At 37.7% G+C, this 13484-nt stretch carries 13 protein-coding genes and 1 pseudogene; 4 read left to right on the top strand and 10 right to left on the bottom strand.

Features of this window, described 5'->3' with window-relative positions:
• Positions 1 to 1527: an MFS transporter gene (locus tag H5161_RS15525; RefSeq protein ID WP_149604933.1), complete on the top strand. Its 1527-nt coding sequence runs from the start codon at positions 1 to 3 to the stop codon at positions 1525 to 1527.
• A gap of 76 nt (positions 1528 to 1603) precedes the next feature.
• Positions 1604 to 2605, top strand: a complete 1002-nt coding sequence (locus tag H5161_RS15520) for a LacI family DNA-binding transcriptional regulator (protein ID WP_002961833.1) — start codon at positions 1604 to 1606, stop codon at positions 2603 to 2605.
• 19 nt (positions 2606 to 2624) lie between these two features.
• Here the strand turns inward: H5161_RS15520 and H5161_RS20170 are convergent.
• Positions 2625 to 2759: pseudogene (locus tag H5161_RS20170) on the bottom strand (LysR family transcriptional regulator); the annotation flags it as partial.
• A gap of 242 nt (positions 2760 to 3001) precedes the next feature.
• Here H5161_RS20170 and H5161_RS15515 point away from each other — a divergent pair.
• Positions 3002 to 4171, top strand: coding sequence for an MFS transporter (locus H5161_RS15515; protein ID WP_182769622.1), 1170 nt, complete (start codon positions 3002 to 3004; stop codon positions 4169 to 4171).
• 74 nt (positions 4172 to 4245) lie between these two features.
• Here H5161_RS15515 and H5161_RS15510 read toward each other — a convergent pair whose 3' ends face one another.
• From H5161_RS15510 to H5161_RS15480, 7 genes are all read right to left on the bottom strand, one after another.
• Positions 4246 to 4761 (bottom strand): M23 family metallopeptidase, encoded by a 516-nt coding sequence (locus H5161_RS15510; protein WP_182769621.1) that lies wholly within the window; start codon positions 4759 to 4761, stop codon positions 4246 to 4248.
• A gap of 89 nt (positions 4762 to 4850) precedes the next feature.
• Positions 4851 to 5117, bottom strand: coding sequence for a YrhK family protein (locus tag H5161_RS15505; protein WP_002961829.1), 267 nt, complete (start codon positions 5115 to 5117; stop codon positions 4851 to 4853).
• Positions 5118 to 5269: 152 nt separating this feature from the next.
• Positions 5270 to 6610: an SPFH domain-containing protein gene (locus H5161_RS15500; RefSeq protein ID WP_002961828.1), complete on the bottom strand. Its 1341-nt coding sequence runs from the start codon at positions 6608 to 6610 to the stop codon at positions 5270 to 5272.
• On the bottom strand, positions 6603 to 6941 hold the full coding sequence (locus H5161_RS15495; protein WP_024595217.1) for a hypothetical protein: 339 nt from the start codon (positions 6939 to 6941) through the stop codon (positions 6603 to 6605). Before H5161_RS15495 ends, H5161_RS15500 begins: the two co-directional genes overlap by 8 nt.
• A gap of 234 nt (positions 6942 to 7175) precedes the next feature.
• Positions 7176 to 8663, bottom strand: coding sequence for a hypothetical protein (locus H5161_RS15490; protein ID WP_182769620.1), 1488 nt, complete (start codon positions 8661 to 8663; stop codon positions 7176 to 7178).
• Between the two features lie 543 nt (positions 8664 to 9206).
• Complete coding sequence (locus H5161_RS15485; RefSeq protein ID WP_004336087.1) at positions 9207 to 9617, bottom strand: hypothetical protein; 411 nt, start codon at positions 9615 to 9617, stop codon at positions 9207 to 9209.
• A 513-nt stretch (positions 9618 to 10130) separates the two neighbouring features.
• A complete protein-coding gene (locus H5161_RS15480; protein WP_002963253.1) occupies positions 10131 to 10538 on the bottom strand; it encodes a hypothetical protein in 408 nt (135 codons plus the stop codon).
• 378 nt (positions 10539 to 10916) lie between these two features.
• Here H5161_RS15480 and H5161_RS15475 point away from each other — a divergent pair, with 378 nt between their 5' ends.
• Positions 10917 to 11465 carry a hypothetical protein gene (locus H5161_RS15475; protein ID WP_039488156.1) on the top strand — a complete coding sequence of 183 codons (549 nt, stop codon included), beginning with the start codon at positions 10917 to 10919 and terminating at the stop codon, positions 11463 to 11465.
• Between the two features lie 76 nt (positions 11466 to 11541).
• Here H5161_RS15475 and H5161_RS15470 read toward each other — a convergent pair whose 3' ends face one another.
• Positions 11542 to 12792: a sodium:proton antiporter gene (locus tag H5161_RS15470; protein WP_182769619.1), complete on the bottom strand. Its 1251-nt coding sequence runs from the start codon at positions 12790 to 12792 to the stop codon at positions 11542 to 11544.
• Between the two features lie 268 nt (positions 12793 to 13060).
• Complete coding sequence (locus H5161_RS15465) at positions 13061 to 13480, bottom strand: hypothetical protein (protein WP_170070705.1); 420 nt, start codon at positions 13478 to 13480, stop codon at positions 13061 to 13063.
• Positions 13481 to 13484: the final 4 nt, after the last annotated feature.

The raw sequence follows: 13484 nt of genomic DNA, 5'->3' as shown, positions 1-13484 counted from the left end.
GTGAACAAACTCCCTTTATACGAAAAAGTCGGTTACGCCATGGGCGATGCCGGCGCTAACTTAGTGTGGCGCGGCGCGCTTGCTTATTTAGCGGTGTTTTACACCGATACATTTGGCATATCGGCGGCTGCCGCTGCCATGTTGTTTTTAGTGGTAAGGCTATCTGATGGCGTAACCGATATTATTATGGGTATGATTGCCGACAGAACGCAGTCGCGCTTTGGTAAATTTCGCCCATGGATACTCTATTCGGCACCGTTTTTGGGCTTGTTTATGGTGTTGTGTTTTACTACACCCGACTTTAGCACCACCAATAAACTTATTTATGCTTACGTAACTTACATAGGTTTAACGCTTGCTTACACCGTAAGTAACGTGCCCTACTCGGCACTTATGGGCGTAATGACACCAGACGATACAGAGCGCACAAAGCTCTCTGGTTTTAGGTTTGCAGGTGCGTTTACTGGTGGCTTATTGGTTATGGGTTTTTTACCTGAGCTAGTGGCATTTTTTGGTGGCGGCGACAACGCCAAAGGCTATCAGCTTACTATGTACCTATTTGCCAGCTTACTTATTATTTTAATGATTATAACGTTTGCGACCACCAAAGAGCGTGTAACACCGCACGCCTCAAATGAAGGGAATTTAAAATCAGAGTTGTTTGATTTAACCAAAAGCCTGCCATTTATAATCCTACCTTTGCTTGCTACCACCCTGTTTTTTTATTACCGCGATTTATACAGCGGCGTATTTTTTGCCCTTGTTATGGCTGCAATGACATTCGTTATTAAAAAATTACTCAATAAAGATAAACAAAGCTTAACGGGCTCACAACGCGACATGGTTGATCTTCTGACCAACAAACCTTGGCTGGTATTACTCGGCATTGGTTTTTTAACCATGATGTTTAATGGCATAAAATACGGTGTAATTGCGTACTACTTTAAGTACCACGTAGCTAATGAACTCATGGCTGGGCAATACTTTATTGCTTTGTTGGTTGTATCTATATTTGGCGCACTTGCCACAGGTAAACTGGCCGAAATTATGGGTAAACGAAACCTATTTATAGCATCATTAATGCTAAGCGGCATACTCACTACTGCATTTTACTGGGTACCTAGTGATAACCTTATTGCTGTATTTACCTTTGGTTGCGCTGCTGAATTTTTTGCCGCGATGATGCCAACATTATTTTTTAGTATGCTTGGTGATTCAGCCGATTATTCAGAGTGGAAAAACAAACGCCGTGCTACAGGCTTAATTTATTCAGCGGGTACATTTGTGCAAAAAACCGGTGGTGGTTTTGCAGGTGCATTAGTATTAGTGGTACTTGCAGGCTACGGCTATAACGGTATGGATGAGCTAACAATTACACAAGCCCTACCTGGTATGCAACTACTTATGAGCTGGATACCTGCCGCATTTGCTTTTTTAGGCGCCGCATTGATGCTTATTTATCCGCTTACCTCAGCGATGACGCAAAAAATAACAGAAGACTTAGCAATTAGACGCAGTAATGTGTAAATTAACTTTTAATGACCCTTCGCACTTTATATTTTTTATAAAGTGCGAGTAAAAATACATATAAGCTAGGACATCAATGGCGACAATTTATCAAGTATCAGAAATGGCAGGTGTGTCTTTATCAACTGTTTCAAGGGTGCTTAACGACAACGACTACGTAAGCAAAAAAACTAAAAAAAAGGTATTAGAAGCAATGAAAGAGCTAGGCTATCAGCCAAGTTCTATTGCTCGCTCTTTGGCGTCTAGCACTACAAACAGCGTCGGTATTTTAGTTTCTGAGTTGGATGGTCCGTTTTTTGGTCAAATGATGTCAGCCATTGAAGAGCACCTTCGTATTGCGGGTAAACACGTTATTATTACCCCTGGGCACAGCGACGAGAAAAAAGAAAAAAGCGGCTTTGAGTTTTTAATAGGCCGTAATTGCGACGCTATTATTGCCCACGTAGAAGCAGTATCAAACGAGTATCTAATTGAGTTAAGTAAAGGCAAAACCCCTATTTACTTAATGAGCCGCTACGTTAAAGAAATTGAAGAAAACTGCATTAGCCTCGACAACGTAATGGGCGGCTACTTAGCCACTAAAGCCATGATCAACAAAGGCCATAAAAACATTGCGTACATAGCAGGCCCGCAGTTTAAAGAAGACGCGTCAAACCGTTTAAAAGGCCACAAAAAAGCCCTAGCAGAGTACAACCTAACCTTTGACGAAAACTTATTTTACATAGGCGACTTTAAAGAAACCGGCGGCAGCGACGGCTTAAGGCATTTTATTCAAAATAAAGCGCAAATAACCGCCCTTGTATGTGCCAATGACGAAATGGCATCGGGTGCTATGAAATACGCCCGCGAACACGGTTTTAACCTACCAAAAGATTTAGCCATTATTGGGTTCGATAACGTAATTTTCACCAATTACCTCTACCCAACACTGACTACTATAGATAACCCAGTTCCCGAAATGGGCCGAGCTGCGGCTAACTTAGTACTTAAAGACATTTATAAAAAAAGCGGCATAACAGTAAAGCACGTGTTTCAGCCAAAGCTTATTTTAAGAGACTCAACACCCGACATTAATTAACTTTAAACCTAATTTAAATCTAGTTTAAATCTAAGTTATGTAATTCATTTCGCACCCACTGCGTATTTAAATATTGCTCTACGTGCTGCTGCGCAAACTTTAAAAAGTGACGTGCAGCATGCGATATGTGCCTGTCTGCTTGGATTACAAAAAAACCTATTCAGACATAAATGCTCACAAATATAAAACAATATCCACATGAAAAAACTACAATAAAAAGCATAATAGATCCGATAATTTACCAAAAAGATCGTTTTAAATTTATTTATGTTGTTTAATAAAATATCACTTTACTTATTTTTAATTTGGCTCTAAATTCGCGCAAATTTTATTATTAAAGTAACCTCTCAAACTCTAAAACAGTGGTTATTTACCTTGATGAGTCGATAAACACACATGGCCGAATCAGCCGCCACAAGCACCTCTAACAACCCTTTAGCACCCGTTATCGGGCTGTCATTTTTTGCTATTGCATCAGGCTTTTTAATGAGCCTTATTCCGCTGTCGTTACCTGCATTTAAACTTGATGAAAATCTAGCGCCTTGGCTTGCGAGCATTTTTTACTTTGGCTTACTTATTGGCGCCACCACAATAGAGCGCATTGTGATAAAAATGGGTCATCGCTTCGCCTTTATATTATTTTTAAGCTTGTTAATAGTAAGTGTGCTTGCACAACTTGCGCTACCAAATACCGTTAACTGGTTAATTGCACGATTTGTAGCAGGTGTTGCTGTTGCCGGTGTGTTTGTCGTTGTTGAGTCTTGGTTGTTAATGACCAACACAGCAAAGTCGCGTGCTAAACGTTTGGGTTTATACATGACCTCACTTTATGGGGGCAGCGCGGTTGGTCAACTTGCTATAGGGCCGCTTGGCACCGAAGGTTCAACGCCTTATTTATTTGTAGCCTCGTTATTATTTTTAGCTATTTTGGCGCCTTTATTAATAACTAAAGGTCAGCCCGAAAAACAGCACCTTGAAAAACTACCACTAAAAGAAATAAAAACATTAAGCCACCCAGCTATGCTCGGATGCTTAGCATCGGGCTTATTACTGGGCCCTATTTACGGCTTAATGCCGGTTTATATTTCAGCACAAGCTGATCAAGCTCAGTACACAGGGACACTTATGGCGGTTATTATTTTAGGCGGCATGGTCGTGCAGCCGCTTGTGAGTTACTTATCTACTCGGCTTGAAAAAAGCTTATTGATGGGTATGTTTTGTTTAGTAGGCGCAGCCGGTGCTGTGGGTATACTACAAGCAAACACTTTAGCAGGATTAATAGTAAGCTACTTAATACTAGGCGCATGCAGCTTTGCACTTTACCCTATTGCTATAACACTTGCGTGCGACTCATTGCCAATGGCAAAAATAGTATCGGCAACTGAGGTAATGCTTTTGAGTTACAGTATTGGTTCGGTATTTGGCCCTATGCTTGCTGCAAATTTATCTGATGCACCCAATGGTATTGTGTTTTATTTAGCAGGCTGTTTAATCACGACCTGTATTTATATGTTTATTAAAAGCATTAAAAATATTCGCGCGGGTAAAACCCCAGTTGCAGGCTAATTTTTAACTTAAATACACGCTTGCTTATTAACGGATTTTAGCTGTTAAACACCTTGTTTTAACAGCTAAAACTATTATTTAGCAGTGAGTCTTTTATGTGGGCTCAAAAAAAACATCTTTTTCCACCCTTGGTTTTGCGTTGTAAAAAGCCACGGCATAGGCACTAACGATAAAATAGAATAATGCACATGAGGCTGTTTTCCTGCGGCATTTCCGGTATCGCCCAGTAAGCCAATTTGACTGTTTATGCTTACTACATCACCTGTACTTACCGAGTAGTCATTTAAATGTGCAAAATAATGCACGCGCCATTTAGGCCCAAGCACCGCAACCACTTTACCACCTCGGCTTAACTCACCTACAAATATAACAACACCATTTGTTGAGGCAACTACAGGAGTGTTCTTTATGCCAAAAATATCAATTCCTTTGTGCACACCCGACCTACCCCAAGGCTCGTACCAAAACGTGTTATGGTTCCAATCTTTACTTGTGGCACCTTGTACCGGAATCATTATTTTTTCGGGAATTAGTAAGCCTATAATTAGTAAAGTAGCTATTCCAATTGAAATCCACTTAAGTACTTTCACTTTTCTATCCTTGATATTTAAATAACTTATACTGGTAAATTATTAGCCATAATAACTGAACTCATCATGAGTCGTATTTATGGTTTTATTTATGAAGTTTTATTTGAATGAAATACCCGACTAACATGTACTAAGCTGATCAATTTCAAAACAGGTTTTATAAGTAATTGAGCACTGCCCGCTATAAACAACCATGTGCCACTTTCTATTAGTGAGTCATTTAAAAAGAAAAAACTGCCAATTAAAAACCACACAGCAATCAAAAAATCGTTAAACGCTCCCAGCGCTTCATATCGCCGCTGAATGGTAATATGCTCTTGTCCTAAATCTAAAATAAACTGATTACTGGGGTCCATAAGTACTGCTCACTCTTTTATTTAATAATTTAAAAAGCTTGTTTTCACAAGCTAAGCCGCACCATACAATAACAAAATTTACGCAATAAAAAACGCTGGCCAATGCGAATCAGCCAACGTTTTTATTGTTTGTGCAATACTTAACTAATCGTTTATTTTTTCTCTTTTTCTAAACGCTTTTTAAGACTTAATGCAGCATCGGCGGCTAATAAACGCATAAATTCAGAGCCATTACTTTGCTCGCCTTGGCCTGCGCCTATTACAATTTCAGGCACTAAACGGCTATTACCTAAGCTTGTAAATAAAGCGGTTTGAATTTTAACTTCTGCTTTTAGCGTTTCATCAAATACATACTTTGGATCAAGTGCAGCAGACTTAGCTCTTAAACGAGCCTCAGCTAAAACGTCCATACCTAATGCTTCTAAACGTTGTTGCTTTAGAATCTCTTCTTGTTCTTTTGCAAGCTCCGCTTTTACAGCCACTCGTTGCTGTGCAGAAATAATGGCATTTGCCTTAATTCGCTCAGCATCAATTTGCTCTTTTATTTTTAGTTTTTCAGATTCAGCACGTTGCTTAGCAATTGCTTGCTCACCTAAGGCCACTTCAGTACGCGCTTGTTGCTCTGCTTTTTTAAGGTTTTGACGCGCTAGCGCTTCATCAGCAGCAGCCTGCTTTTGGGCTTCAAGGCGAGCATTTACTTTGCTTTCGTAGTCAATATCAATAATGCTGGCATCAACTACTGTAATACCGTAAGCGCCTAAAATAGGTGCGTTACGCAGTGTATTACCCTCATCATCCATTTTAATATTAATAGTGACACGTTGCTGTTTACTTAAATTACCTAAGTCGTCAGATTTATCGCGCTCACCTGTACTAATAATTTGCTCAGTAACAAAAATACCGTTGGTTAATTGATCTGCAAAATCTTGGCTTAATTGACCATTACCACCAGAGTAATGTTGCTCTACCGACATCATACGCGCCGACGCTTTTACATTTTCAGTGGTTGCACGCATTAATAAATTAGATATTAATGTTTCTTGTGAACCAAACTCTTCGTGTATTTTAAGTAAACCACGTAGAGCACCCGACTCTGCTGCAGGTACATTGCCTGGCAATCTAAAACGAGAGACACCTCGTGCGCCACCTGTTGTGGTATCTAAAAATCGAATTGGTATTAGCGGTACAATTGCGCTTGCTGTTGCACCGGCATCGCCCGTAAAGTTAATCGAAATTACTTTTTTATAAGCAGATGTACTACCAAACGCTTTTAAGTAAGGGCCGGCTTGATTTATTACGGTTAAGTTACCTGTAAAAGCCGATTGATGTACTAAACGCTCATCTGCTTCATTCCACGAAACAACTTGCGATGTAAGGGTTGCTATCACTACCAATACAACAACAATTGATGACACTATAATTACATTACGACGACCAAATCGACTCATAAATGAGTCACTTTTTACTGCTGGGACTGCTTTTTCGCTATCCATTTTTATTACTCTCCATGTTTAATTTCTTTTTAACAAAGTAAATAATTTCCTGTTCACTCAAATGTGCGCAAAAGCTACCAGAGCGATGTAACTCAACAAATGTTGCAAGGATTTCTTCTTTACCTTTAGCTGTTTTATCTTGGTTTTCTTGTGTTTGATTTTTTTCTGTTAGTTGAGTGATTAGTTCATCAACTATCGTGTCTTTATCAAACAGTACGTTGTATTCCTTGGATTTTCTTACCCGACTTTTATGTACGTTGCTGTAAATTACATAAAGTGCAACGCATAAAATAATAACAAGTAAACTTAACCCTATAATATAAAAAATCATAAGCTCTACTTAAATTAGTTTAAATACTTAACGAGCAATAACAATTGTAAGCATCACTTAACAAATGTTAACCCAGTAATTTTACAGTAAACCCGAGTAAAAAACAGATTAAAAATAAAGTTCATCAGGTATACAATTATAACCGCACATAAAAGTAAGCTTTTTCAAACAAAAAATGCCAGTCAGTTATTAACTGACTGGCACTAAGCTAATATTAATTAAAGTGCTTTTACATTATTCGCATTGCACCCAATCAACACCATTTTCACTGCATTCATGCAGCATTGTTCCATCTTCTCGGCGGGTATCTCTAAACCATTTCCCTTCAATTGTTTTAATAATACGTACGTTGTCTGTGGTTTTGTATTTACGCCAAAAGCTAGCATCAATAGATGTTTCGTCATCAAACTTATAGGGCATAGCAGCGAGTACGGTCACTAAATCTTGAGTTTCTAAGTCAGTAGCTTTGTCTTTAACATTTACCCAATCAGATAATGTTTGAAAGTCGGCATTTTCTTCTCTAAAGGCAAAGTCAGTTTGGTAAAACGATCCTGACTCAGTATAGCTAATGCTAAAACCTCGCTCGAACGGTGTATCTAAATTAGCACTAACGCATTCATCTGCTGTTGGGAAGTTAACCGATGGGCTAGTATTAGTAACGCCATAAAGCACATTGCTTTGCTCAAAACTAACGTTCTCAATGCTAGAGCATCGGTAAGTACGATCGGCGTTAATGTAAACATCGTCTCTAACTGTTAATTTTCCATTTAACGATTCTTCGCCCCAAGGCGTATCTATTGAATCCAATCGAGACAAAATAACGTCAATTTTGTCGAGTTCGTCTGTATTTTGAAGCTTTACTTGCTCATAAATAAGTTCAGCGCCTGCAAAAATAACTTTGTCGCGGTACCATGCATTTTCAAACCCATACTCTGCATCTTTTGCTGTGTCTTGATAAATCACTGCTCTTACTTCTTCTGCATCAGGATACTGAGCATCTAGCTCTTGCTTGAATTTATAGGCCGCTTTTAGTCCCTTAACAATTGCTTGTGCTCTGTCGTAAGCGTCGCTGTCGTTAGTAGCGATAAAATCTGAGTAAATTTGCTCTGTCGACAAATTATAATGCGCAACCAAGTTTTGCATAACATTTGTTATTTCGCTTTGAAGGTTTGCAAGTAGCTCAGTATTTTCTTTAAGTGCATCACAACTTAAATTATTGTTACCACTTTTTTGGAATTGAAGGCTCAACTGCTCCCAAATAACGGTTGTTAAAGGTGATATATTTCGAATATCTTCATCAGTCAAAGCCTCAATTGAGGGTGGAAATGACATTTGATACGCTTGTGTTACCTCGCCTAAGTCCTCGTCAATTGCGCCAACCGGTACATTAACGTACATAGTTGAATACGGCACACACAGCGCCTGCTCTTCTGTAAAATTAAAACTATAATTACCCGATTCTTCAGAGACTACAGAAGGTTCTGATTGCTCGTCAAAAGTACCATCGCCATCAATATCCAGCCATACTATTGCACCAGATACATAACCATCAATAACCTTTCCTGTAAGAGAGATAGTGTTAACTTCTACGGGATCTACTTTTATAGGAGCTGGCTTAGCTACAACTGGCTCTACAACGGCCGCTTTATCACCGCCACCACATCCAACAAGGCCTAGCGTAAACGCTAATGAAATAGCTAACTGACTTTTTTTAAAAAACATACAAAGACTTCCTTTTTTGCACTTTAATTATTATTAAAAATCATATTGTTATAAGTTACTTTAATACAAAATAAGTAATGCCAATCTGCTTATATATGGGATCTAGTTAACGTTAAGAAAATTATGCTAGAACGAGGCGAAAATTTTTGTATCTAGTTGTTCTAAATAAAATTTTAACGACGTTATAGTGCAATTTAATTTGTTAAATTACTCAAAGATTTATGCAGGTTGGTATAAATTTAAACAACAGAAATTTATTGAATTTTTATGGGGGGATGGCAACAAGTTAACATGCCCTGTACCTATATAGTGACACAGCATGTTATATTTAGCTCTTACATTTGTTAATAAAATAAAAATACTATTTACTTTTATTCACTAATATAAGCTTTATGTACCGAGCTTAAAGGGGGTTGGTGATAGAGAGTTTTTTGTAAGCAAATGTGTTTTTAATACAAATACAAAAACCCCACGTTAAGTGTTATCTTACGTGGGGTTTTGCTACTCGCGAACCTTATAGCTAATTCAAGCTATAAAGTTAATCTAAAGAGATAACTCTTTTTTAGCGCGAGTTAAGTTATGTGTTACAAGTGAGTTTTTAGAAATTTGAACTGCTTCATATAAATCAGAAATACCAGCAGTGTCTTTTTGAGCCTTAATACGTGCTACACCACGGTTACTTAATGCAAACGATGTAAGTTCACGTACTTTTAAACGCGGACCATGGCTTTGCTTAAGCAATGCAATAGCTTGTGTACAAATAGCTTCTGCTTCTTCGTAGTTTCTTGCTTCAACATTTAAAGCACAGCTATTAAATGATTTTTCAAATGCGGGTGCTGCAGTTACAGAGTCTTCAATAACCATTAATTTATAATCACCTTGATTAGCCATTGCAGCAGCTGAGCAAGTTAATAATGAGCCAAGAGCGATGGTTTTTAAAAGTGTAAATTTCATGATTATATTCCTAATTAATTAAGTCGTACTTGTTGCCGACAACTTAACTTTAGAGTGTTAGCTCAATTACCACAAACGATAAAAACAAACCTAATAAGTGAATAAATCTAAACTATAGACTTTAGTCTAACGCCTATAAAAATACTCATAAATTACAATCAGTTAAAACTATAAAAATCACTAAATCATAAATAAAAGAATACAGTTTTATTATTTTTTAATAATACCAATTCGCTTAATTAAGTGATCTATTTTGAGGATGAAAAAACGTGTTGATAGCTAGGCAAAAAATTCGCTATTTGGTTGTTCTAAATGAGAATTTTTTAACGCAGGTAGCGACACGTTTAGCCCCGCAAAATGATTAAGTATTATTGCGGATTGGTATAACACAATACAAAGTTAATAAGCACGAAAAAGCCGATATTGGGGTTTAACCCAACATCGGCTTTTTTACTCTCGCTATTTTATATTATGCTTTAGTAAGCACTTTATAAAACACGTTATAAAGGTTTTTTATAACGATAATTCTTCTTTAGCGCGAGTTAAGTTGTGCGATACCATTGAGCTGTTAGACAATTTTGATGCTTCGTATAAATCAGCAAGTGCAGCTGTATCGTTATGCGCTTTTAAGCGTGCAACACCACGGTTGCTTAATGCGAATGACGTAAGTTGGCGTACTTTAAATTTAGGGCCATCTGCGTCTTTTAAAAGTGCGATTGCTTTAGTACAAATTGCTTCAGCCTCAGCGTAATTTTTTGACTTAACATTTAGTGCGCAGCTATTAAATGATTGCTCAAGTGGCTGTGGCGCTGTTGCAGTTTCAATAACCATTAATTTGTAATCACTTTGATCAGCCATTGCAGCAGCTGAACATGTTAATAGTGAGCTAAGAGCGATAGTTTTGATAAGTGTAAATTTCATGATTAATTTCCTGTAAGTTAAGTCGTACTCGTTGCCGACAACTGAACTTTAGAGAATTAACACAACCCCGACAAACGATTAAAACAAACCTAATAAGTGAAGAAAATTAACCTATAGACCTTAGTCTAATACGTTTAAACTTTTTCTATATATTTAAATAACTTACGAACCAACAATCGTGCCTAAAATCGCTACTTTACGTTTTAAAATGTATATAATTATTTATGCTTTTTTTTAGTTGGTTTTATTTTAAACACCTTACTTTGGCATAGCTGAGTAACTATCAAACAAATTTATACATTTAATTACATGCAATACTAAGTTATGTATTTATAATTACAGCTCTGGTAACTTTTCATCATTAATGGGTTAACTTTTTTGAAACACATACTTCCTCTTTTTGTTTTATTAAGCACGCTTTTATCATTTAGCCAAAATGCTAACGCAAGGCTTTTGCTCGGTAATGACATGCCTAACACCGGTATGTTTATAAAATCAGAATTTAATGGCGATAGCAGCATTACATCTGCAGGTGTAGAAATGATGGTTAAGCAAAATTACAGTAACTTTGGTGTTGTTTTTACAAGCGCAATTGGCGCGGCAGTAATCGATAATAAACAAGGCGAGCAAGAAGAATTTATAACGTGGGACAATGGCATGAAGCTTGGTTATTTTAATGACTTTTTTATATACGCCGAGCTTGGCTTAGATCTGTTCGAACTCGCCTTTAAAAACGATAGAGGCGATAACACCTACCAAATAGAAAAATCGAACAACGACATAGACGGCTACGCAGGTATAGGTGCGGGTTATCACTTTAAGCCATTTAAAATAGAAGTATTTACCCGAGCACGCCAAATAGATGGCGACTACTGGGAAGCACAAGAACATATTTACAGCGGTGTGCAGCTCAGCTTTACGTTTTAACTCCCCTTTTGTTTTATAAAAAAATAAAAAGCGTGTGAAATACAGCTATTTCACACGCTTTTTAAAAGAATTATATTTAACGGATAGTTTTGGCTACTTTACCAATGCTCAAACCCTGAATTAAAATAGAAAACACCACAACCGCATAAGTCAGAGCCAACAAAATATCGCGCTCGTTCCCATCAGGTAGTTGCAATACCAGTGCAACCGAAATACCACCACGCAAGCCACCCCAGGTTAAAACTTTCCACGCACCAGATGGCAACTCTAATTGCTTATTAAATGTAGTGGTTGTTATACCCACAACAATTAAACGTGCCATTAACGCTATTAAAATTGTTAAGCCACCAGCAATAAACAAATTACTCGAAAATGCAATCATGACGACCTCAAGCCCTATGAGTACAAATAAAATGGCATTTAAAATTTCGTCAATCAGCTCCCAAAATAAATCAACGTAATGGCGTGTTTTGTCGCTCATAGCCATACTACGACCATGATTACCCACCATTAACCCCATCATTACCATTGCAAGTGGGCCCGACAAATGCCAATGGCTTGCAAGTGCATAGCCACCAATAACGCCCGCTAAAGTAAGGAGTACTTCTTCTTGGTAACTATCAATACTTTTAAGTAAGTAATATAAAATACCACCTAATACCAAACCAAAAACAATACCGCCACCGGCTTCTACCGCCAGCGTGTTTGCTACATAATAAGTTGTAGGAATATCACCACTTGATAAAACACCCAATAAAAGCACAAAAATAACCACGCCAATACCATCGTTAAACAACGATTCACCCGCAATCACGGTTTCAATACTTTTAGGCGCCCCCGCAGATTGTAAAATTCCCATTACCGCAATAGGATCAGTTGGCGAAATTAATGCGCCAAATAATAAACACCATATAAATGCTAAATCAAAACCAAGCAAAGGAAGTACTAAATAAAGCGCACCAGCAATAATAACCGTTGATAGCAACGTACCAACACAGGCCAAAATACCTATTGGCAATTTATAGCGCCTTAAGTCGCTAACATTTACGTGCAGCGCCCCAGCAAAAAGCAGCATTGAGAGCATGCCATCAAGCAAAACTTCAGTAAAATCTAACTGATCGAGCAAGCTCACTTCGTAATCTATAAGATCATCAAACCCTAAAAAGCCCAAAAATATAGCGCCGATAGATAAAAGCATCGAAATAACCATAACGCCAATGGTTGTTGGCAGGCCAATAAAGCGATGGTTTACATAGGTGAGTAACGCGGTAATTGATAAAAATATCGCACTTATTTCAAGTACGCTTAGGCTGGTTCCTGGTGCCATGGTTTAAATCTCAATATTTATTTAATGATGCCTTGCTCAAAAAAAGCAAAGCAGAAGGGTTATTATTTTTATACGGTTATCTCGCATTATATTCGTGTAGCCTAAACAAGCATACCCAAAATATTAATTATAAATACACACCCTACTCTGTTAACGTATTTAAAGTATTAACTCACGCGTTAAATAAAACAAAAAAGCCCATGTTAGGAATTAACCTAACATGGGCTTTTTTACTCTCGCTATTTTATATCATACTTTTTTAAGTATTTTATAAAGCGCTTATCAAAGATAAGTCTTCTTTAGCGCGAGTTAAGTTATGCGATACCATTGCACTTTTAGACATTTCATTTGCTTCGTATAAATCAGCAAGGCCAGCAGTGTCGTTATTCGCTTTTAAACGTGCAACACCACGGTTGCTTAATGCAAACGATGTAAGTTGGCGTACTTTAAATTTAGGGCCATCTGCGTCTTTTAAAAGTGCGATTGCTTTAGTACAAATTGCTTCAGCTTCAGCGTAATTTTTTGACTTAACATTCAGTGCGCAGCTATTAAATGATTGCTCAAGTGGCTGTGGCGCTGTTGCAGTTTCAATAACCATTAATTTGTAATCACTTTGATCAGCCATTGCAGCAGCTGAACATGTAAGTAGTGAGCTAAGAGCGATAGTTTTGATAAGAGTAAGTTTCATGGTC

The sequence above is a fragment of the Pseudoalteromonas sp. SG43-5 genome, assembly GCF_014164345.1.
GTDB classification, from domain to species: Bacteria; Pseudomonadota; Gammaproteobacteria; order Enterobacterales; family Alteromonadaceae; genus Pseudoalteromonas; species Pseudoalteromonas distincta.
Note: the sequence above shows the minus strand (reverse complement) of the source record. Positions and strands in the feature narration are given on the sequence as shown.